This is a genomic window from Mesocryomonas lacus (assembly GCF_055730105.2).
Genome location: NZ_JBUZWF020000008.1, coordinates 186,528 through 208,070, shown reverse-complemented (window position 1 = coordinate 208,070; position 21,543 = coordinate 186,528). Strand labels below are relative to the sequence as shown.

The window sequence follows — 21,543 nt, the reverse complement described above, 5'->3', positions numbered from 1 at the left end:
ACGACCATGTCCTCGAAGATCGCCGTCGTCGGCTCCAACATGATGGACCTCGTCACCTATGTGACGCGCATGCCGCTGCCGGGCGAGACGCTGGAGGCGCCGAGCTTCGAGATGGGCCATGGCGGCAAGGGGGCCAACCAGGCGATTGCCGTGGCACGGCTCGGCTCGTCGGTCGCGATGGTCTCGAAGGTCGGCAACGACGATTTCGCCGAGGCGACACTGCGCAACTTCGCCGCCAACGGTGTCGACGCCACCCACGTCACCCGCGCCGAAGGCGTCTCGTCGGGCGTCGCGCCGATCTGCGTCGACGCCAGCGGCGAGAACTCGATCCTCATCGTCAAGGGCGCCAACGACCGGCTGCTGCCGGCCGACGTCGATGCCGCCGCCGGGGTTCTGGGCGGCTGCGATTTGATCCTGATGCAGATGGAGGTGCCGGTCGCCACCGTCTACCACACCATCGCCTGGGCCAAGGCGAACGGCATCCGCACGGTCCTGAACCCCGCGCCGGCCGCCGCCGATCTCGACATTGCGGGGATCGCCGACGTCAGCTTCCTCGTGCCGAACGAGACCGAGCTTGCCATCCTCTCCGGCCTGCCGGTGACCTCGGAAGACGAGGCGGAAACCGCCGCGCGCAGCCTGATCGCCAAGGGCATCGGCACGGTGATCGTCACCATGGGCGGCCGCGGCGCGCTGCTGGTCGAGGCCGGCGGCACACGGCGAATCGCCCCGGTCAGCGTCACCCCGGTCGACACGACGGGCGCCGGCGACGCCTTTATCGGTTCCTTCGCGCATTTCCATGCCGGCGGCGAGCCGGTCTTCGAGGCGCTCGGGCTTGCCGCGCAGTATGCCGCCCACTCCATCACCCGCCGCGGCACGCAGAAATCCTACGCCACCGCCGCCGAGTTCGAGGCCTGGCGCGCACAGCGCTAGCGCTTGCCGGGTCCAGGCCGTCGGTAGATCCGCAACAGGCGATCCACGCTGACGGCCGGCCAGGACCCTCAACACCCGCGGCCGTCAGTCGATGCGCAGCCCGTCCGCCAGCGCCGTGATCAGCGCGGCGACCTTGGGGCTGAGCTGCCGGCTTTGCGGCCAGACGAGGTAGAGCGGCAGGCCGGCCGTTGCGTGCTCGGGTAGGAGTTCGACGAGCGCGCCGCGCTCCAGCTCCCGCTCGATCAGCCAGGTCGCGAGCTGCGCGACGCCAAGGCCCGCCTTGACCGCCTCCACCTGCGTCTCGGCGCTGCCAAGCACCATGCGCGCCTCCATGCTGCGCTCCTCGATGGTGTCGGGGCCAAACCCGAAGCGCCAGCTCATCGTGCTGCCATTGCCTTTGCCGTAGACGATGCAGTCGGCCGCCGCGAGCGCGTCGGCCGTGGCGGGAGTGCCGTGCCGTTCGAGATAGGCGGGTGCTGCGCAGAAGATCAGCTTCTCCGTGCCGAGGAGGCGGCGTCCGAGGCCGCTCGTCCAATGGTCCGAGGCGGTGATCCGGATGGCGATGTCGACGCCCTCTTCGACGAGATCGACGAAGCGGTCGGTGAAGTTCACCTCGGGCCGCAGCCCGGGGTTTAGCTCGGCAAAGGCCAGCAGCACGGGCATCACCCGCATGCGGCCGAAAGCGGCGGGCACGTTGATCTTGACGCGTCCGACCGCCTCCATGCGCTGCGCCGCCAGCACGGCCTCGGCATCTTCGAGTTCAGTCAGGACCCTGACGCAGGTGGAGTAGAAGGCCGCGCCGGCGTCGGTGAGCTTCAGGCGGCGCGTCGTGCGTTCGAACAGGCGGCTGCCGAGCCGCGCCTCGAGCCGGGCGACGCTCTTGCTGATGGCGGAATTGGTCAGATGGAGGCGCGCGGCGGCGGCGGTGAAACTCCCGCAGTCGGCCGTCACCACGAAGGCCTCGATGCCCTTCAGTCGCTCGGATGGAATCATGCTGCCGTCTTATTAGAGAATTTCTGTCCGCACAAACCGGAATTAATGCCGCTCGACGCGAATTCCTGTCGCGCCTACACCCTGTGCTCTATCAAAAGGAGTGCTGTTATGTCAGCGTTGACGCAGGAATTGCCGGCGGCGTCGCCGGCCGGGACGAAAGAGACGGGGCATGGCCTCGCCGTCACCTTGCTGGCGATCTCCGCCTTCGTGATCGTCACCACCGAATTCATCATCATCGGGCTGCTGCCGGCTTTGGCGCGGGATCTCGGCCTGTCGATCTCGGTCGCCGGGCTTCTGGTGACGCTGTTCGCCTTCACCGTGATGCTGTGCGGCCCGATCCTCACGGCGCTGCTGGCACATATCGAGCGCAAGCGGCTGTTCGTCGCGATCCTGCTGCTGTTCGCCGTGTCCAATGCGCTCGCTGCCGCCGCGCCCGACGTCTGGGTGCTGGGCTTCGGCCGCTTCCTGCCGGCGCTGGCGCTGCCGGTGTTCTGGGGAACCGCGAGCGAGACGGCCGGCGACCTTGCCGGGCCGGACAAGGCCGGCAAAGCGGTCGCAAACGTCTATCTCGGCATTTCCGGCGCGATGGTGCTCGGCATTCCGCTGGGAACGCTTGCCTCCGACGTGCTGGGCTGGCGCGGTACTTTCTGGGGCCTTGCCGGGCTTTCGCTCGTGATGGCGCTGGCGCTGATGTGGGTGATGCCGAGCCTTGCCCGTCCCGCCCGCATGCGCCTTGCCGAGCAGGCTCAGATCCTGAAGGATCCGGCTTTCCTTGCCAATGCGCTGCTCTCGGTCGTGGTCTTCACCGCCATGTTCACCGGCTACACCTATCTCGCCGACACGCTGGAGCAGATCGCCGGGATCCCGTCCGGTCAGGTCGGCTGGTGGCTGATGGGCTTCGGCCTTGTCGGTCTCTTCGGCAACTGGCTCGGCGGTCGCTACGTCCTTCAAGGGCCGTTGCGGGTGACGTTCCTGGCCGTGCTGGTGCTGGCGGCGGGAATGGCGCTGACCGTGCCGCTGGCGGGCCAGTTGCCATGGCTGTGCTTGGCGCTGGTTGCCTGGGGCATCGCCAATACCGCGCTCTATCCGATCAGCCAGGTGCGCGTCATGCAGTCGGCAAGCCACGCCCAGGCCCTGGCGGGAACGCTCAACGTCTCGATGGCCAATGCCGGCATCGGCCTCGGTGCGATCTTCGGCGGCCTCGTCATCGAGCATGCCGGCCTCCAGTTCGTCGGCTATGCCGCCGCGGCCATTGCGCTGCTCGCCTTGCTGCTGGTGCCCGTCGTCGGCCGGATTTCCCGTCCGGCCGGGCCCGTGGAAGCCGCTCGCTAAACTCGCGCAGCAGATGATCGGCCCGCCGCTGCCCGGCGGCGGGTCCCGCAGAGAACGAAGCCCCGCGGCGTCCATGCCGGCGGTGTTGCGACCTTACAGCCCTTCAACCGTTGGCGGAGGGATACCGCGGCGCAGAAGCGCCCTCCCGCCGTCAGCCGAGACCAGGAAACCCGACATGTCCACCCCCACCAACTACGCCGACCGCGATACGGCGATTGCGATCAACAGCTACACGACCGTCCTGCGTCGGCCGAGCGTGCCGCACGAGATCTTCGCGACCTACTGGCGGGACGTGCACGGGCCGCTGTGCTCCCGAATTCCGGGGCTCGGCTGGTACGTGCAAAACCACTTCGACCGCGAGCAGGACGCCCATCTCTGGCCGGAGATCGAGGGGATCAAGCCGTTCGACGACTATGTCCTCGACGGCGGCGTCGAGATCGGCTTCGCCTCGGCCGAGGACCAGGCAGAGTTCAACAAGGCCTGTCCGATCCTTTTCGCCGACGAGCAGAACATGTTTGCCGCGACCGTTGCCTATGCCTTGCCGAAGGGCTCGCAGACGCTGCTCGACCGCGTTGCCGACCCGATACCGAATGCCGATGACGGCCTCGACCGCCTGCATGTGCATTTCGGCGCCAGGAGCGACGACGTTAAGGCCTTCGGTGCCTACATGGCGCGGCTCGCCGAAACCCTGGCCTCGGACGCGTCGGTGCTGAAGGTCCGGTTGCATCTGCCGGAGCGCTACGACAATGCCGAACCCGCACCCCCGGCGCCCAATGTCGACCATCTCGTGCCGCCGGAGCGTGCCCTCGTCGCCATCCTGGAGCTCGCCTTCGAGACGCCGCTGACGCGTCGCCAGTTCTACGCGTCCGAAGCGTTCAAGCGGACGATCGAGGGCCAGAAGGCCGAGATCGCCCGGGCGTCCGCCTTCGCCGTCAGCGGCGTCTACACCTATGTCCGCGACAAGACGCTGACGGTCGCCGGCCTCCGGGGAAGCCGTCCGGCCCAGCTGATCGAACGGCTGGGCGCGACCAACCAGGTGGAGGACGATGTCCGCCGGCTGCTGCTCGACGGGCATCTCTGACGCGATCTTCAGCCGCAGGGATCCCGCGCGGACCCCCGCGGCCGTCCTCCGGCGGGCCGGAGCCGCAGACGGGGAGCCTGAGACGGGGGGCCGGAGACGCTCCGGCGGGCATGCCGATGGGCCCGCGCCGGCTCAGAGCTCGGCGACCACCTCGGACACCATCTGCCGGAGCCAGGCATGGCCGGCATCCCGGTCATAGGAGGCGTGCCAGAGCGCGGAAACCTCGATGTCCGACAGCGCGATTGGCGGCGGGCTGAGGCTGAGGCCAAGCTCGGCCGAGAAGATCTGGGCGATGCGGGTGTGCATGGTCACCACCACGGCCGACCGCGCGACCATGTAGGGGACGGCGAGGAAGCGCGGCGAGATCAGGACGACGGTCCGCTTGAGGCCGAGGCTGTCCAGGGCGTCGTCGACCACGCCGCGTCCGCCGAGCCCGTGTCGTAGGCTGGTCAGGATGTGCGGCAGCCGCACATAGTCCTCGAGCGAGATCTGGCCGGAAATGCCGGTGAGCTCTGCATTGAACATGCACTGGTAGGATTCCGAGAAGAGCCGGCGCCTTTTGTGGTGGGTCTGTCCTTCGGAGAAATCGCCATAGCCGATGGCGAGGTCCATCCGGTCGGTATCGAGATCCTGCAGCAGGCGCGACGTGTCGATGCTGTGCAGCCTGAGGTGCACCCGCGGCGCGACCCGCCGGAGGCGGGCGAGGAGCGCCGGGATGATCAGGATCTCCAGGCTGTCGGGGAGGCCCACCCGGAAGGTCCGCCGCGCGGTACCGGGATCGAAGTCCCGGCCGCGCGCCATCAGCGCCTGAACCTGCGCGAGGGCATCGCGCACCGGCTCCAGCAGCGCCTGGCCGCGCGGCGTGGGCTGCATGCCGTCCGGGCCGCGGGTCAGCAGCTCGTCGCGGAAGAGATCGCGCAGCCGGGCGAGGTTGTGGCTCATCGCCGACTGGCCGAGCCCGACACGCGCCGCCGCACGGGTAACGCTCCGCTCGGTCAGCAGCGCCTCGAGGTGCACGAGAAGATTAAGATCCAAGCGGGATAAATTGATGCCGTCGGTGGCCATCATGAATCCAATCAGTTTGATCGATAGTCTGGGATCTAGCATAGTCCTGGTCACGGGGCGACGGCATCGCCCCGTTGTTCCAGACCAAAGGATGTCTCCCATGTCGATCCGCAGCCTTCTCCTCGTCGCAAGCCTCACCTTCTCCGGCCTCCCCCTTGCCGGCGTCGCACATGCCGACGGCATTAAGCCGGTGCAGGCGGTGAACATCGACCTCGGGGGCGTTGCGGGTAATGCCTACTACACCGTCGAGCGCGACGGATTCCGTGTCGTGACCACGCTCTCCCAAGGCGAGGCCGCGACACCGATCCGGATGGTGGCGGTTCTCGCTTCCGGCCAGAGCCTCTTGCTCTCGGCCGCCGGCGAGGCCGGCCTCGAGCCCGTCGAGGTCGAGATCGCCCGCGAGGCCGACGTCTTGCTCGTTCGCAAGGCGGCGCTCGCCTACTGATCGCGCTCCGCGACGGCATTTCGGGCCCGGCGACCGGTTTCGGTGGCCGAGCCCGAACCTTTTGGTACGGCCGCTACGCCGCCGGCTTCTTCCCGAGGCGGGAGAAGGCGGCCAAAATCGTGCGCTCGGACTGGACGAGATAGGTGTCGAGCAAGGCTGCGGCCTCGCCGGGCTGTCCGGCGTCCAGCCGCTCGAGGATCGCCGCGTTCATGCCGATGTAAGGAGCGTGCAGGAACTCCGGATCGTCGAGCAGGCCGAAGCACAGCCGCAGTTCGGCGGCCACTTGGGCGTAGAAGACGCTGAGCCGCGGACTGTCGGCGAGCTCGACGATCCCCGCATGGAACAGCATGTTGGCGCTGCCAACGCCGGCCCAGTCGGCTTTCTCGCGGCACATCAAGGCGGTCTCCACCGCCTGGCGCATGCGGGCGACGGCCGGGTGTTTGGGATAGGCCTTGGCCAGCGCCTGCCCCTCGATCATCCGGCGCACGCGGTAGATGTCGAGGATCGATCCCATGCTGGGCGTCGCGACGAAGACTCCGCGATTCGGCTCGTGGCGAAGAAGACCCTCCATCGTCAGCAGGCGGAAAACCTCACGCAGCGTGTTGCGCGACACCGCGAAGCTGGCGCTGAGCGCGGCTTCCGAAAGGCGCTCGCCCGGTTTCAACTCCCCCGTCGTCAGTCTGTTGCGCAGCGCCTCGGCCAGGCGCTGGGCGAGGGTCAGCGGTGTTTCGCGCGTGGTCATCAGGCCCCTTCGGGAGTAGTTCGCGCCGGTTCGGCGGGGCGATGACGGCCGGTTTCGCGTCGCCTGCAACCCTCTTACAGCGAAGCGAATCGATGCGGCAGGCGCCCGCCGTGGAGGTTTTACCGTTGCCGAAAGGGCTGATCGGGACAAGGCCTGGCGGCGGCAGTGCTCGGGCGATGGGGCATTTCTTGAGCAGATCGTGCTGCGATCAGAACCACTCTGCGACATGTACCGGCATATTCTTCAAAAATCTGATTTGTTTTGTTGAACAATATTGACCGAGAAGGGGAACCAAGCGAGGTTTCGGTAGGGCCGGTTTGGCGGTCTGCAGCCGGAGCGTGAACGATGGAAAAGCCTGCTAGCCCTTCGCCGGTTTTGCGACCTCTGGAGCGGGGATCGGCCCCGGCCAAGGTGGTCCCGGCGCTCGTCCAATCGGCGTCGGAACGTCGGGGGTCGCTGATCGCGGCCATCTTCCTTATGGCGACCTCGGCGATTGGCCCAGGCTTCATCACCCAGACCGCGACCTTCACCGCGAGCATGGGCGCGGCCTTCGCTTTCGGCATCCTTGCTTCCATCCTCGTCGACTTCGTCGTCCAGCTGAACGTCTGGCGCATCGTCACCCTGACGCGCATGCGCGCCTCCGACGTCGCCAATGCCGCCATTCCCGGCTCCGGCTATCTCCTGGCGATCCTCGTCATCTTCGGCGGCCTCATCTTCAATATCGGCAACATCGCCGGCTCCGGCCTCGGGCTCAACGCGCTGGCCGGACTTGATCCGAAGATCGGCGGAGCCATCAGCGCCCTGGTCGCCATCGCCATCTTTCTGTCAAAGCGCGCCGGCGTTGCGGTAGACCGCATCATCGTCTTCTTCGGCATCATGATGATCGCGCTGACCCTCTTCGTCGCCATCGTCTCCGCGCCGCCGCTCGGCGAGGCGCTCCGGCAGACCGTCTGGCCCGACACCATCAATTTCGCGACGATCACCACCATCGTCGGCGGCACCGTGGGCGGCTACATCACCTATGCCGGCGCCCACCGTCTGCTCGACAAGGGCACCGTTGGCCGCGAGAATCTCGGCGCAGTCACGCGCGCGGCGCTCACCGGCATCGCGGTCACCGGGGTGATGCGCTACGTCCTCTTCCTTGCGGTGCTCGGCGTGGTGGCCAGCGGCGTCACCATCGACATTTCCGGCAAGGCGGCCAATCCTGCCGCCCAGGCCTTCCAGGCGGCTGCCGGCGAGTTCGGCCTGCGGATCTTTGGAGCCATTCTCTGGGCCGCCGCCATCACGAGCGTCATCGGGGCCGCCTATACCTCTGTCTCCTTCTTCTCGACCTTCATGCCGTCCATCGGCGAGCGCGGCCGCAATCTCTCCACCGTGGCCTTCATTGCGGTCTCGCTGGCGCTCTATCTTGCCATCGGCACGGCGCCGGCCGCGCTGCTGGTGTTCGTCGGCGGCTTCAACGGTCTCATTCTTCCGATCGGCCTCAGCATCTTCATGTATGCCGCCTGGAAGCGCGAAGACCTGATGGACGGCTACCGTTATCCCCGCTGGCTGCTGATCCTCGGGGTGATCACCGCCGCGCTCACCTGGTACATGGGCTACAAGTCGATCGGCCCGATCTTCGCCTTCCTGAGCATGTAAGGAGAGAGTTCCGATGGCTGTCATCGATCTCAACAGTGATCTCGGCGAGGGCTACGGCGCCTGGGCCATGGGCGACGACGACGCGATGCTGTCGGTCGTCACCTCCGCCAACGTCGCCTGCGGCTTTCACGCGGGCGATCCCGCCGGCATCCTGCGCACCCTGACGGCGGCGGCCGGGCGCGGCGTCGCCGTCGGCGCCCACGTCTCCTATCCCGACCGCGTCGGCTTCGGCCGGCGCGACATGGACGTCGCCAGCGCCGAACTCGTCGCCGACGTCATCTACCAGATCGGCGCGCTGCAGGCGCTCGCCCGCGCCGCCGGCACCCGCGTCACCTACGTCAAGCCACACGGCGCGCTCTACAACCGCATCGCCGCCGATCCGCGCCAGGGCGCCGACGTCATCGCCGGCATCAAGGCCGCCGACCCGGCGCTGGTGCTGATGGCGCTGGCGGGCTCGCCGCTGGTCGAGCGCGCCCGTGAAGCGGGGCTCGCCGTCGTCACCGAGGCCTTCGCCGACCGCGCCTACACGCCGGAAGGCGCTCTGGTCTCGCGCCGCGAGGCCGGTGCCGTGCTGCACGATCCCGCGCTCATTGCGCAGCGCATGCTGCGGCTCGCGCGCGAGGGCGTCCTCGAGGCGATCGACGGCTCGGTGGTCCGCGTCGAGGCGCAGTCGATCTGCGTGCATGGCGACAGCCCCGGCGCCGTCGAGATCGCCCGCCAGCTGCGCCGGACCTTCGAGGCCGAGGGCGTCACGCTGCAATCCTTCGTCCACGCCGAAGGAGGCGCGGCATGAGGGGCGCGGCAGCGGCCGGCGTCCCGGTGATCGAGGCGTCACGCGCCGCCCGCCGGCGGTACCGCGACGGCCTGGTCGCGCCGACGGCCGGGATCGCGCCCGGCCTGACGCAAGCCAACATAATCGTCCTGCCGCGCGACTGGGCCTTCGATTTCCTGCTCTATGCCCAGCGCAACCCGAAAGCCTGCCCGGTGCTCGACGTCGGCGATCCCGGCGCGCATGCGACGGTGCTGGCCGAAGGCGCGGACCTTCGCCGCGACCTGCCGCTCTACCGCATCTGGCGCGACGGCGAGCTCGCCGAGGAGACCGCCGACGCCAGCGCCGCCTGGACCGAGCATCCCGATCTCGTCTCCTTCCTGATCGGCTGCTCCTTCACCTTCGAGACGCCGCTCGTCGAAGCCGGCATCGAGATGCGCCACATCGCCGATGGCACCAACGTCCCGATGTACCTGACCGACCGGCCGTGCCGTCCGGCGGGCCGCCTGCACGGCAATCTCGTGGTCTCGATGCGGCCGATCGCGGCCGACCGCATCGCCGACGCCGCGACGATCTCCGGGCGCTTTCCTGCCGTCCACGGGGCGCCCGTGCATGTCGGCGAGCCCAGCCGGCTCGGCATCGCCGATCTCGGCCGTCCCGACTTCGGCGATCCCGTCCGCATCGAGCCCGGCGAAATCCCGGTGTTCTGGGCCTGCGGGGTGACGCCACAGGCCGCGGTGATGGCCTCGCGCGTGCCCTTCGCGATCACCCACGCGCCCGGCCACATGTTCATCACCGACATTCCCGACACCGCCTACCACGCCTGAGGAGCCGCATGCGCTTTCTGCCCGTCAGCCTGACGACCCTCCACGTGGAACTCGCCGATCTCGACGAGACGCTGGCGCTGTTCGCCGCGCTCGAGGCCAGCCCGCTCGCCGGCATCGACGAGGTGGTGCCGGCCACCCGCACGCTGATGATCCGCTATCGCCCGGGCGACCTCAGCGCCGAGGCCCTGGCGGCCGACCTGCGGGCGCGGCAACTCGGCGGCCGCCCGGCGCCGTCCGATCGCCTGGTCGAGGTGCCCGTCCGCTATGACGGGGAGGACCTGGACGAGGTCGCAGCGCTCACCGGCCTCACCCGCGAGGAGGTCGTCCGGCGCCATACGGCGAGCGAGTTCACCGTGGCCTTCACCGGCTTTGCACCGGGCTTCGGCTACCTCGTCGGCGGCGATCCCGCCCTCCACGTGCCGCGCCGCCGCAGCCCGCGCACGCGCATTCCGGCTGGCGCGGTGGCGCTCGCGGGACAGTTCAGCGGCGTCTATCCGCAGGCGAGCCCCGGCGGCTGGCAGATCATCGGCGTAACGCCGCTGGCGATGTGGGATCTTTCGCGCGACCCGCCGGCGCTGTTCGAGCCCGGGACGCGCGTGCGCTTCGTCGATATGGCGGCGCAAGGCGCCGCGCCCGCTCCCGAGGCGGCCCCGCCGGCGGATGCCCGCCCGGAGCCGGAACGTCCCGCGCCCGATCTTGGCATCCGCGTCCTGGCGGCGCCGATGCCGGCGCTGTTCCAGGATCTCGGCCGGCCTGGACAGACCGGGCAGGGCGTCTCGGCATCCGGCGCGCTCGATCGCGGTGCGCTGACGGCGGCGAACCGCGCTGTCGGAAATCCGTCGGGAACGCCATGCCTCGAGATCACCCTCGGCGGCTTCCGCTTCGAGGCGATCGGCCGCCTGACCGTGGCGCTCGCCGGCGCCGACGTCCGCCTTGCCGTCACCGATGCCGCAGGACGACGCTTCGAGGCCGAGCCCTATCAGGCAATCGCGCTGGAGCCGGGCGATGTCGCCGAGGTCGGCCGGCCCGCCGGCGGGGTGCGCTCCTATCTCGCGGTCCGCGGCGGCTTCGACGTCGCGCCGGTTCTGGCGAGCGCGTCCACCGACACGCTGGCCAAGGTCGGGCCCGAACCGGTCGCAGCCGGCGCCGTCCTCGGCGTCCTGCCGGTCGCGGCCACCGGCTGGGCGAGCGTCTCGCTGGAGGAAGCGGCGCCCGGCACGCTGCCCATCGCGGGCGACACGGTAACGCTCGACGTCGTCATGGGCCCCCGTACCGACTGGTTCACCGCCGCCGGCATCAAGACCCTGACGGCCCAGCTCTGGGACGTGACGCCGCAGTCCAACCGCGTCGGCATCCGCCTTGCGGGTGAGGTCGGCCTAGAGCGCATCGACGCGGCGGAGCTGCCGAGCGAGGGCACCGCGACCGGCGCGATCCAGGTGCCGCACAGCGGCCAGCCGGTGCTGTTCCTCGCCGACCACCCTTTGACCGGCGGCTATCCCGTCATCGCCACCGTCGCCGAATACCATCTCGACCTCGCCGCCCAGATCCCGGTCGGCGCCCGCATCCGTTTCCGCCCGATCACGGCGTTCGCCGAGATTGCGCCGCTCGGGTCCGCCTGACCCCGTCCCCTCCATCAAGGCCCGTTCCATGCAAAAAGTCCTGATCGCCAACCGGGGTGAGATCGCCGTCCGCATCGTGCGCGCCTGCCGCGACTATGGCCTTGCCTCTGTCGCTGTCTACGCCGATGCCGATGCCGACGCGCTGTTCGTCGGCATGGCCGACGAGGCCTATGGGCTCGGCGGCCAGAGCCCGGCCGAGACCTATCTCGACATCGCCAAGCTGATCGCCGTCGCCCGAAGAGCCGGCGCCGACGCCGTGCATCCCGGCTACGGCTTCCTGTCCGAGAATGCCGGATTTGCGCGGGCGGTGATCGAGGCCGGGCTGACCTGGATCGGCCCGGACCCGGCCGTCATCGAGGCGCTCGGCGACAAGGTCGAGGCCCGGCGCATCGCCGAGCGCGTCGGCGCGCCGCTGGTGCCGGGCAGCGACGGCCCTGTGGCCGATGCCGAAGCGGTCACCGCCTTCGCCCGCGATCACGGCCTGCCGGTGGCGATCAAGGCGGCCTTCGGCGGCGGTGGCCGCGGCCTCAAGGTGGCGCGCACGATGGAGGAGATCCCCGAGCTCTTCGCCTCTGCGGTGCGCGAGGCGGTGGTCGCCTTCGGCCGGGGCGAATGCTTCGTCGAGCGTTTTCTCGACCGTCCCCGGCATATCGAGGCGCAGGTGCTGGCCGACCGGCACGGCCATGTTCTCGTCGTCGGCACCCGCGACTGCTCGCTGCAGCGGCGCAACCAGAAGCTCGTCGAGGAGGCCCCGGCGCCGTTCCTCACCGACGAGCAGCGTGCCCGCATCCACGAAGCCGCGCGCGCGATCTGCGCGGCAGCCGGCTACACCGGCGCCGGAACGGTCGAGTTCCTGCTGGGCGTGGACGGGTCGATCTCGTTCCTCGAGGTCAACACCCGCCTGCAGGTCGAGCACCCGGTGACGGAGGAGACCACCGGGCTCGACCTCGTGATCGAGCAGTTCCGCATCGCCGAGGGCCTCGCGCTCACCACCACCGAGACGCCGGTGCCGCGCGGCCATTCCATCGAGTTCCGGATCAATGCCGAGGATCCCGGCCGCGGCTTCCTGCCGACGCCCGGCACCATCACCCGCTTCGATCCCCCATCCGGCCCCGGCATCCGGCTCGACACCGGCGTCGTCACCGGCTCGACCATTCCCGGCACCTTCGATTCGATGATGGCCAAGCTCATCGTCACCGGGCGCACGCGGGGCGAAGCGCTGGCGCGCGCGCGGCGGGCGCTCGCCGAGTTCCGCATCGAGGGCGTTGCCACCGTCTTGCCCTTCCACCGCGCCGCCATCGAGAGCGCGGACTTCGTTGGGGCGGACGGCTTCAAGGTGCACACCCGCTGGATCGAAACCGATTTCGCCGAAATGCCGGAAGCGGCGATGCGGCCGGAAAGGCCCGCCGAGGTCGGCATCGTCGAGGGCTTTGTCGAGATCGACGGCCGGCGGTCGCGAATCGTCATCCCGCAGAGCCTGATTGCCGGTCTCGGCTTCTCTGGCGCGTCGGCGCCGGCCGCCCCGGGCGCGGCTCCGGCGGCTGCGGACGCCGAGGCTTTGGCCGCCCCGGTCTCCGGCACGCTGCAGGCCTGGAAGGTGGAGGAGGGCGCCGCGGTGGCGGAAGGCGACGTCGTCGCCATCATGGAGGCGATGAAGATGGAGACACAGGTGCTGGCCCACCGCAGCGGGCAGATGCGCCGCGGGGCCGCGGAAGGCGCCTACCAGGATGCCGGTACCGTTATCGCCCGCATCGCCGACTGAGCTTTGCGCCCTCCTAGCTCGCCCTATCTGCGCTGGGCAAGTGGAGACCGGGGGGATGCGACCCCCGGGCGTGATGCGGGGTGGAACTGGTGCCAGCGTTTAGATTTCTGCGATCCCGCCGGGTGATGCCGGCGTGACGCTTCTCATCCCCGTTCTCGGCGACCAGCTGTCGATGTCGCTCGCCAGCTTGCGCGGTGTCGACCGCGCGGACGCTGTCGTCCTGATGATGGAGGTGTGGGACGAGGCGACCTATGTGCGCCACCACAAGAAGAAGATCGCGCTGATCTTCTCGGCCATGCGCCATTTTGCAGAGGCGCTTCGGGCCGAAGGCTGGACGGTCGACTACATCAAGCTCGACGCCCGCGGGAATACCCAGAGTTTTACCGGCGAGGTCGAGCGCGCGGCGAAGCGCCATCACGCCTCGGCCATCCGCGTCGTCGAAGGGGCGGAGTACCGCGTCCGCGAGGCACAGGACGGTTGGGCCGGGCGCGCCGGCCTCCCGGTCGAAATCCTCGAGGACGACCGCTTCATCTGTTCGCTGCCGGCGTTCCAACTCTGGGCCAAGGACCGTGCGGAACTGCGCATGGAGTTCTTCTACCGCGACATGCGCCGGCAGACGGGCCTCCTGATGACCTCCGGCGGCAAGCCGGAGGGTGGCCAGTGGAATTTCGACCACGAAAATCGAAAGACGCCGCCGCGTGGCCTCAACTACCCCGCGCCCGAACGCTTCGAGCCCGACGAGATCACGCGCGAGGTTCTGGCGCTGGTGACAAAGAGGTTCGGGGACCATTTCGGCGATCTTGAGCCTTTCGGCCTGCCGGTGACCCGCGCCCAGGCGCTGACGGCGCTGGAAAAGTTCATCGACACCGCGCTGCCGGACTTCGGCCGCTACCAGGATGCGATGATCGCGGGGCAGGACTATCTCTACCACAGCAGCCTGTCGCTCTGCCTGAACCTTGGCCTGCTCGGCCCGCTCGAGGTTTGCGAGGCGGCGGTTGCCGCCTACAAGCGGGGCGATGCCGAGATCAATTCGGTCGAGGGCTTTGTGCGCCAGATCATCGGCTGGCGCGAATACATGCGCGGCATGTACTGGCGCGACATGCCGGCCTTCGCGGACCGCAACGCTCTGAGGGCGACGCGGCCGCTGCCGGAATTCTACTGGACCGGCGAGACCGACATGCGGTGCCTCAAGGAGAGCGTCGGGCAGACCCGGCGCGAGGCCTACGCCCACCACATCCAGCGGCTGATGGTGCTCGGCAACTTCGCGCTCCTCGCCGGCATCGATCCCAAGGCGATCTCCGACTGGTTCTTGGTGGTCTACTTCGATGCCTATGAATGGGTGGAGCTGCCGAACGTCATCGGCATGAGCCAGTATGCCGACGGCGGCGCGATCGCTTCCAAGCCCTATGCCTCTTCGGGCGCTTATATCGACCGCATGTCCGACTATTGCGGCCGGTGCCGCTACGACGTGAAGGCGAAGACCGGGCCCGACGCCTGTCCGTTCAACGCGCTCTACTGGGACTTTCTCGCCCGGCACGAGGAGCGGTTCTCCGGCAATCAACGCATGCGAAACATGTACGCGACCTGGAACCGCTTCGATGATGCACGGCAAGCGGAATACCGCAAAAGCGCCAAAACCTTCCTCGACGGATTGACGCCGGCGGCCCCTGGCTGGGCCAGGGACTGATCCTGCGCCCGCACTGCCCCATATAGCTCGGTTCGGGCGCAGCGCTCGCCGCGCAAGAATTGCGGCTGCGGCTGATCGGACATCAGACCAAAAATGCCGCTTGCCGGGGTTGGCCCGTCGGCATGGACGAGAATATCGCAGGCCAGGCCGAAACCAGAGACCTTCTGCAGAATGGGGAATCCATGAGCCGAGACATCCTACAGAGCGCCGTTCGGAACCGCCTCCTCCGCAATCTACCGGAACAGGCCTTCTCGCTGCTGGCGCCGGATCTCGAGCCGGTGGAACTGCCGATCGGAATGGTCCTCGAGTTGCCGGACGCCCCGATCGAGCACATCATCTACCTCGAGAACGGGATCGCGGCGCGAATGATCGTCGGCCGGGACGGCGATATGGCGGAGAGCGGCCATATCGGCTCCGAGGGCATGACCGGCAAGCCGATCGTCCAGGGCGGGACTTTCGCCACCAACAAGATCCAGATGCAGTTCGGCGGAAAAGGCCTGCGGATCGCCCGCGCCCCCTTCATCGAGGCGATGTCGCGGAACGACGACCTTGCCGTTCTCATGCGCAAATATGTGCTGGCCTGCGAGGTCCAGGTCGAACACTCGCTTCTGGCCGCCACGACGCAGATGATCAACGAGCGCCTAGCGCGCTGGCTCCTGATGTATCATGACCGCGCTGAGGGGGACGAGCTGCAGATCACGCACGATCTCCTGGCCAGCATGCTGCACGTGCGCCGGGCCGGCATCACCAGCGCAACGCACGTGCTCGAGGGCCTGCACGCGATCCGCGCCACCCGCGGCAGCATCAAGATCACCGACCGACAAGCCCTCGAAGAAATTGCCGGCCGCAGCTACGGCATTCCCGAGGCGGTGTATGAGCGGTTGATTCCGAACAGCTTTCAGGATCGAGCCCATGCCTATTCGGTGCCGGACGGCCTGGGCGCTGACCGCCAGCACGCGCCGCTTCTCGCCGAGGGCGATTCAGCCTGAGCCATGCCTGTCGCCCGGGACAGGGGCGATGCTGAGGCTGCGACCTGACTTGCGGCTGCGCCGTTCTGCGCGACGGAGCGCCGGGCCAGCGCGTGACGATGATCGGCCAATCAAGCGGGCGGGATCGAATGCCGACGTTTCCGGTTTGTCAAAAAGCCGGACTTCGCCAGTGCTGCCTGCAGGCCGGAAGATCTCAAGAGAAGAACCGCGCGGGCGGTCATCCCGCGCAACCCAGATTGTGCGGGAGACCATCCAATTTCAGTGTTCAAACAATCCCTTTCAGGCCTCGATGACGTCGAGGGTCTCAAGGACATTTTGGCGGCCTGTGCTGCCGAGAGAGAACCTTCCGATGTCCGTCCGCTGCTGGGCATGCTGCTGGCCCATGTCGGGGCCGAACGTCTTCTGCGGCCGAAGCCTGGCGGCGGCCAGATCTACGCGCCGTGCTGGCAGGACGTCTTGGCATGGCTGACAACGGTCGGCGGGATTGATTTGAACGCGGCGCGGCTGTTCGAGGGGCATCTCAATGCCGTCCAGCTGGTATGTCTCTACGGCACGGCGGCACAGCAGGATCTGACAGCCGAGCTCGTGTCGAAGGGCGGCCTCCTCGGCGTCTGGGGCGCGGATGCGACGCCGCCTCTCGCGTTGCAACCGGCAGAATCCGCCGCAACCTGGCAACTGTCCGGCGCCAAGCGCTACGCCTCCGGGACCGGACTGGTCGCGAAGGCGATCGTCCTGGTAAACCAGCCGGACAACACGATGCAGCTTCTGCTGCTCGATGTCGACGATGCCGCTCGGAGCGACGGATCCTCCTGGAACATGCGGGGCATGCGCGGATCGGCCTCGGGCACGCATGACTTCGCCGGCATGGAGATCGGAGAGGACGCGCTGCTTGGCGGGACCGACGACTACCGGCGCGAGCCCTATTTCGTCGGCGGGATCTGGCGCTGTGCGGCGGCTCAGCTCGGTGCCATCGAGGCTCTGGTCAAGATTATGGCGGTTTCGCTGAAGGAAAGCGGCCGGGATGGCCATCCCCTCCAGATGGCGCGGATCGGCAGCGCGATCCTGAAGGCGCGGACCGTGCGCCTCTGGGTCGAGGATGCCGCCGAAAGGGTGGAAACCTATCGTCCCATCGACGGGGACGGGACCGGACTTGCGGAAGTCGTCGCGCTGTCCGCCTATGGCCGTCTGCTCACCGAGGAGGTCGCCATGGAGGTCATCGCACTTGCCGAGCGCGCCCTCGGGCTCTCCGCCTTCGCGATCGGCCATCCCGCGGAGGCGCTAATGCGCGATCTCGCCGTCTACATCCGTCAGGCCAATCCCGATGCCGTCCTCCTGCAGCACGGGCGCGTGCTCGCCGCCGGACTGACGTCGTGAGCATCGCGACGGTCGGAGACTGGAACGCCGCTGTCGAGGCCTCGCCGATAGCCGACGCCGAGCGGCTGATCGGACCCGGCGGGCTCGTCGTCCTTTCGCCGCATCCGGACGACGAGACGCTCGGCGCCTCGGCCTTGCTGATCGCCGCCGGGCGCCTGGGGCGCGCGGTCGGGCTCGTCGACGTGACGGATGGCGATGCGTCGCATCCGTCTTCCCGGCTCTTCCCGCCGGCGCGCATGGCGGAACTGCGATCCCGCGAGCAGGCGGCGGCAATGAATGTCCTCGGATGCCCGCCGACCGAGACGCTGCGCCTCGGCCTGCCCGACGGTGGCTCGGGCCGCGATCCGCGCTTTTCAGCCGCTGCCGAGACGATCGCCGCGCTCTGCCGACGGCTGGGCGCGACGGCGCTTGCGGCACCGCATCCCGACGATCCGCACCCCGACCACCATGCGTCGGCGGCCCTTGCCCTGGCGGTGCGTGCGCTTTTGCCGGACCTGCGCATCCTCTTCTACGAGGTCTGGTCGCGGCGCCTGCCGCCGGAGGCGACGTTCAGCGGCGCCGGGCTGACGCCGTTCCGGGTGCGCACCGACGTCGAGCTGAAGCGTCGGGCAATCGACTGCCATGCCAGCCAGCTCGGCCGCGTCGTCACCGACGATCCCGGCGGGTTCGCCATGCCGCCCTGGTTTCTCGACGCCCAGAACGACGAGCGCGAGCGCTATGCCTGGCTGGCGATGCCGGGCGAAGTGCCGGGCGCGGCGCATTTCGACCGGCTCTATGCCGGGGGCGGCGACCCCTGGCACGCGAAGACTTCACCCTACGAGGCGGAGAAGCGCCAGGCGAGCGTCAGCGCTCTCGCAGGACGGCGCTACCGCCGCGCCCTCGACATCGGCTGCGGCGAGGGGCTTCTGACAAGGCTTCTGCTGGAAGCGGGCGCTGCCGAGACGGTGGTCGGCGTCGACGGTGAGCCGGCGATCGTGGCGCGGGCGACGGCAGCCGCCGTTCCGGGGGCATCCTTCGTGACCGGCCGGATGCCCGGCGATCTGCCGCCGGGGCCGTTCGATCTCGTGGTGCTGTCGGAAGTTCTCTACTTTCTCGACGAGAGGGACCTTGCCGCGCTCGTCGATGCCTTGTCGCACCGGCTCGAATCCGGGGCCGGCATCCTCGTCGTCTCCTATCTCGGACCGACCGACACGCCGCTTGGCGGGCGCGCCGCCACCGATGTCTTCGCGGCTTGCCTCGGAGAGGCTGCGGTGTTCCTCAACCTGCTGGAGACGCCGGACTACCGCATCGAGCATTTCGAGTCGCGAGGAGCGCCTGGCGCAGTGCCGGCATATGGTCCCTGAGGTCTGACAAGCGCATGCGGCGTCGCGCGAGGGCAGGGCTCTCGTCCTCGGCCGCCTGCCAGGCCGTCTCGCCGCCGGACAGGGCAAGGTCCCGGATGCGTGGGGCTGGCAAGTCCAGACCAGCGAGGGCCGCTTCCCGCCCGGCCGGGTCTGACGCGTTGTGGAACGCGGCCCGGCTGCGCAGGCGCTCCAGAAGAGTTTCCGGCGGCTCCAGCAACTCGTCGACGATCGGGTTCGGCTCGGTGCGGTTGCGGTTGAGCTCGTCGGACAGTCCGCCGATGGCGCGCCCGATGAGGCGGCACGATGTCTCGACCCTAGGTCCGTTGGCGTAGCGGATGCGCAAGCCGTAAGCCTCGAAGCGGCGCCGTAAGGCCCGGTCTTCACCGGAGGGCGGCATTGGCAAGCCGCCTACACGGCGGTAGGCAGCGCCCGTCATGGCGAAGTTGGCGCCGCCGATATTGCCGTGGTGCGGCCAGGGATTGTCGGCGTCGGGCTGGATCAGCGCGGCGATCTCACGCGAGGCCTCGCGGTATTCCCGGATGATTGCCTCGCTCTCGGGATCGGCCGGGGGAAGCCGCGCCGCTTCCTCGGGAATGAAGCCGATGCGGCCGCAGACGAGATCATAGCCGTGCCCGAACTCGCTCTCATAGGCAGCGCGAAGGCCCGGCAGCACGATGGTATCGCCGTCGATGGACAGGAGAAATGCCTGCGGGGCGAGGTTGGTCGCGAGGTCCAGCGCCAGGCGGCGGGCGCGTGGTGCGCTGCCTTGGCCCGCCTGCCAGCGGCATTCGACGAGGAGCGACGGACGGCGGAGCTGCGCCATGACCGCGGCCGCCTTGGCAATGGTGGCGTCCGTGCAGCCGTTCGCGAGAAGGAGGATGGCGTCGCCATCGGCCAGATCGGCGTCGAGCGCCGCGAGGCACCTTTCGATCCAGTCCTCCTCGTTGCAGGCGGGAACGCAGGCGACGAAGGCGGACCCCGCCAGAGCGGAAGGGTCGCCAGCAAGCCGCAGCCGCTCCACCGGCAAATCCGCCGCGACGAGGGCGAGCAGCCCGTCGTCGGCCGGCTTGAGTGTCAGAAAATCCGAGGCGTCACGCATCGGCCAAAACGCTCTCGCCACGCCACAGGGACTGGATCGCGTCATTGCCGACGTCGGGCTTGGCGTCCCCGATGAACACGACGACCGGACCGAAACGCGTTTTCTCCGCACCGTAGAAGTCGAGGAGATCGGGGTAGAGCGACTGGAGAGAACGGAGTGTCAGTCCTTTCCCGCGCAGGAGATGGTCAACCACTACCTGATCGCCATGGACGGCATTCGGAACGGTGCCGCAGGATCCTGGCGTCATCCACCGCTCCGGATCGGCGGCAAAAGCCTCGTAGAGGAAGGCAAGTTCGTCGCCTTCCCAGCGCATCAGCGCGCTGGAGAGACGATCGCGGTGGAAATGGTCGGCCATGGCGGCAAGGCCGGGCTCGGACAGAACGGACGCATCGCCGGCAAACACGGTGTCGAGGTCGCAGAGCAGCGTGACGCCATCCGCGATCCCCGGCCGGAAGGACTCCATCTTCGACCACCAGCCCGGCCAGTCGTGGCGGAGGGGGACGACCTCGATGCCATCGGCCTGGAAGGCCACGTCCGTCAGGCAGACGATCCGCTCGACGCCGGCAAAGCGGCGTGCGCCGAGCGCCAGCCGTTCCACCCATGTCCTGTCATAGCGCCCGCCGCTGCGCAGCACGGTGACGAGGGTCGATCCGGCGGTCGAAAGGCCGTCGCCGCCGGTGTTCATGCGGCGCTCTCTCCAGCTGTGTGAGGTCCGCTCGCAGGCGCCCCCGCCCAAAGCTCGTCGGTGAGGGACTCCAGCCAAGCCGCGCCCCGCCGTGCGGCATTGGGGTCGTAGAGCGTGCCCAGCCGCTTGCCGTCGAGCTGGCGCGCCCGCGCCAGAAGCTCCTGCCAGCCAGTGAGATCGCCAGGCCAGGCCGGGGCGCTGACGGCGGTGCCGAGCTTCACGAGCTCTTCCGCCTTGCGGACCTGCTCGCCGAAATAGCGCCATTCGGGGAACACGATCAGCTTCTGCTCGACGCGCGCGATCTCGTGGATGGTGTTGTCGCCGACCGAGGCGATCACGATGTCGGCGGCGACGAGATAGTCGGTGACATCCGGCACCCAGCCGAGTTCGCGAAGGTTCGAGAAGTCGGTCTCGTGGCCCTCGCGATGGGTCGGGCCGACGGTCAGCCAGAGCGCGTTCGGGGCAGCTCTGGCCGCCACCGTCAGCGGCGCGAGCGGCGTGCCGCTGCCACCCCCGCCGGTGACGACGACGATAACTTCCCTTTCGGGGTCGAGACCCAGCTTTTGCCGAGCCTCGGCCTTGGAGGGTATCTTTCCGACCGTCGTGCACAGTCCGCCGGTGTAGACGGTTTTGGCGCGCAAATGGGCGGGATAGTCGTCCTGCTCCAGCCGCTCGTCGAACGGCGCCAGCATGCCGACCGAGGATTCGTAGGAGCCGATATGGCCGATGTCCAGCCGGTCGCCGTGCATGCGGATCTGGACCGCCGGGCAGCTGGCGATGCGCGCCAGCATGGCGATTTCCGAGGACACGTCGACGACGAAGAGGCCGACCTCGCGGTCGTCGAGATGGTCGATGATGCCGCGCATCGTCTTGCGCATGGCCGACAGGCCGAGCGGCACGCAGTGCATCACCTGCGGCGTCGGTTCGGCAAAGAGCCGGGGCGTCGGCACCGCCGCGCCGATCATGTCGGGCAGCGTGATGATCTCGATGTCGCGGCTGAAACCGTCGAAGAGATGCGGGCCCGCCGTCATGACGGAGACCGGGCGCTCCCGGGAGAACTCGGAAATCAGCGCCATCGTCCGGTTGGCGTGTCCCCGGCCCTGGTGATGGACGAAGAAGGAAATCGGCTTCAGCAAAGGGCAGTTCTCCGGTGTAGGGCA

At 68.6% G+C, this 21,543-nt stretch carries 19 protein-coding genes; 13 read left to right on the top strand and 6 right to left on the bottom strand.

The annotated features are described in order from the left end of the window. The first annotated feature begins 6 nt into the window (after positions 1-6). Positions 7-930 carry a ribokinase gene (rbsK, locus tag ACZLZQ_RS22350; protein WP_472951306.1) on the top strand — a complete coding sequence of 308 codons (924 nt, stop codon included), beginning with the start codon at positions 7-9 and terminating at the stop codon, positions 928-930. An 84-nt stretch (positions 931-1,014) separates the two neighbouring features. Here rbsK and ACZLZQ_RS22345 read toward each other — a convergent pair whose 3' ends face one another. Next, a complete protein-coding gene (locus ACZLZQ_RS22345) occupies positions 1,015-1,923 on the bottom strand; it encodes a LysR family transcriptional regulator (RefSeq protein ID WP_472951304.1) in 909 nt (302 codons plus the stop codon). A gap of 108 nt (positions 1,924-2,031) precedes the next feature. Between ACZLZQ_RS22345 and ACZLZQ_RS22340 the strand changes: the two genes are divergently transcribed. After that, positions 2,032-3,255, top strand: a complete 1,224-nt coding sequence (locus ACZLZQ_RS22340; protein WP_472951302.1) for an MFS transporter — start codon at positions 2,032-2,034, stop codon at positions 3,253-3,255. A gap of 175 nt (positions 3,256-3,430) precedes the next feature. Beyond that, positions 3,431-4,336: an EthD domain-containing protein gene (locus ACZLZQ_RS22335; RefSeq protein WP_472951300.1), complete on the top strand. Its 906-nt coding sequence runs from the start codon at positions 3,431-3,433 to the stop codon at positions 4,334-4,336. Between the two features lie 132 nt (positions 4,337-4,468). Here the strand turns inward: ACZLZQ_RS22335 and ACZLZQ_RS22330 are convergent, their stop codons facing one another. Further along, positions 4,469-5,401 carry a LysR family transcriptional regulator gene (locus ACZLZQ_RS22330; RefSeq protein WP_472951298.1) on the bottom strand — a complete coding sequence of 311 codons (933 nt, stop codon included), beginning with the start codon at positions 5,399-5,401 and terminating at the stop codon, positions 4,469-4,471. A gap of 100 nt (positions 5,402-5,501) precedes the next feature. Between ACZLZQ_RS22330 and ACZLZQ_RS22325 the strand changes: the two genes are divergently transcribed. After that, complete coding sequence (locus tag ACZLZQ_RS22325; RefSeq protein ID WP_472951296.1) at positions 5,502-5,846, top strand: hypothetical protein; 345 nt, start codon at positions 5,502-5,504, stop codon at positions 5,844-5,846. A gap of 73 nt (positions 5,847-5,919) precedes the next feature. Here the strand turns inward: ACZLZQ_RS22325 and ACZLZQ_RS22320 are convergent, their stop codons facing one another. Beyond that, a complete protein-coding gene (locus ACZLZQ_RS22320) occupies positions 5,920-6,588 on the bottom strand; it encodes a GntR family transcriptional regulator (RefSeq protein WP_472951294.1) in 669 nt (222 codons plus the stop codon). A 477-nt stretch (positions 6,589-7,065) separates the two neighbouring features. On the opposite strand from ACZLZQ_RS22320, the gene ACZLZQ_RS22315 reads away from it, so the two are divergent. The 9 genes from ACZLZQ_RS22315 (at position 7,066) to ACZLZQ_RS22275 (ending at position 18,599) form a co-directional block, all read left to right on the top strand. Then, entirely contained in the window at positions 7,066-8,229 is a 1,164-nt protein-coding gene (locus ACZLZQ_RS22315; RefSeq protein ID WP_472951329.1) for an NRAMP family divalent metal transporter, read from the top strand. Between the two features lie 13 nt (positions 8,230-8,242). Continuing rightward, positions 8,243-9,022, top strand: a complete 780-nt coding sequence (locus ACZLZQ_RS22310; RefSeq protein WP_472951292.1) for a LamB/YcsF family protein — start codon at positions 8,243-8,245, stop codon at positions 9,020-9,022. Further along, positions 9,019-9,825 (top strand): putative hydro-lyase, encoded by an 807-nt coding sequence (locus tag ACZLZQ_RS22305; RefSeq protein ID WP_472951290.1) that lies wholly within the window; start codon positions 9,019-9,021, stop codon positions 9,823-9,825. The genes ACZLZQ_RS22310 and ACZLZQ_RS22305 overlap by 4 nt, the downstream gene beginning before the upstream one ends. 8 nt (positions 9,826-9,833) lie before the next feature. Continuing rightward, the gene (locus ACZLZQ_RS22300) at positions 9,834-11,444 is read left to right on the top strand and encodes a 5-oxoprolinase subunit B/C family protein (protein WP_472951288.1); all 1,611 of its coding nucleotides are present in this window, start codon (positions 9,834-9,836) and stop codon (positions 11,442-11,444) included. A gap of 28 nt (positions 11,445-11,472) precedes the next feature. Next, entirely contained in the window at positions 11,473-13,206 is a 1,734-nt protein-coding gene (locus ACZLZQ_RS22295; RefSeq protein WP_472951287.1) for an acetyl/propionyl/methylcrotonyl-CoA carboxylase subunit alpha, read from the top strand. A gap of 133 nt (positions 13,207-13,339) precedes the next feature. Next, positions 13,340-14,893 (top strand): cryptochrome/photolyase family protein, encoded by a 1,554-nt coding sequence (locus tag ACZLZQ_RS22290; protein WP_472951285.1) that lies wholly within the window; start codon positions 13,340-13,342, stop codon positions 14,891-14,893. A gap of 182 nt (positions 14,894-15,075) precedes the next feature. Further along, a complete protein-coding gene (locus tag ACZLZQ_RS22285; RefSeq protein ID WP_472951284.1) occupies positions 15,076-15,882 on the top strand; it encodes a Crp/Fnr family transcriptional regulator in 807 nt (268 codons plus the stop codon). A 261-nt stretch (positions 15,883-16,143) separates the two neighbouring features. Then, complete coding sequence (locus tag ACZLZQ_RS22280) at positions 16,144-17,256, top strand: acyl-CoA dehydrogenase family protein (protein WP_472951282.1); 1,113 nt, start codon at positions 16,144-16,146, stop codon at positions 17,254-17,256. Beyond that, positions 17,253-18,599: a PIG-L family deacetylase gene (locus ACZLZQ_RS22275; RefSeq protein WP_472951281.1), complete on the top strand. Its 1,347-nt coding sequence runs from the start codon at positions 17,253-17,255 to the stop codon at positions 18,597-18,599. The genes ACZLZQ_RS22280 and ACZLZQ_RS22275 overlap by 4 nt, the downstream gene beginning before the upstream one ends. On the opposite strand, the gene ACZLZQ_RS22270 is transcribed toward ACZLZQ_RS22275, so the two are convergent. The 3 genes from ACZLZQ_RS22270 to ACZLZQ_RS22260 are packed head-to-tail and all read right to left on the bottom strand — an operon-like array spanning position 18,514 to position 21,519. Beyond that, a complete protein-coding gene (locus tag ACZLZQ_RS22270) occupies positions 18,514-19,698 on the bottom strand; it encodes a glycosyltransferase family 2 protein (RefSeq protein ID WP_472951279.1) in 1,185 nt (394 codons plus the stop codon). The genes ACZLZQ_RS22275 and ACZLZQ_RS22270 overlap by 86 nt on opposite strands. Then, positions 19,691-20,383 (bottom strand): hypothetical protein, encoded by a 693-nt coding sequence (locus ACZLZQ_RS22265; protein ID WP_472951277.1) that lies wholly within the window; start codon positions 20,381-20,383, stop codon positions 19,691-19,693. The genes ACZLZQ_RS22270 and ACZLZQ_RS22265 overlap by 8 nt, the downstream gene beginning before the upstream one ends. Next, complete coding sequence (locus ACZLZQ_RS22260) at positions 20,380-21,519, bottom strand: glycosyltransferase (protein WP_472951275.1); 1,140 nt, start codon at positions 21,517-21,519, stop codon at positions 20,380-20,382. Before ACZLZQ_RS22260 ends, ACZLZQ_RS22265 begins: the two co-directional genes overlap by 4 nt. Positions 21,520-21,543: the final 24 nt, after the last annotated feature.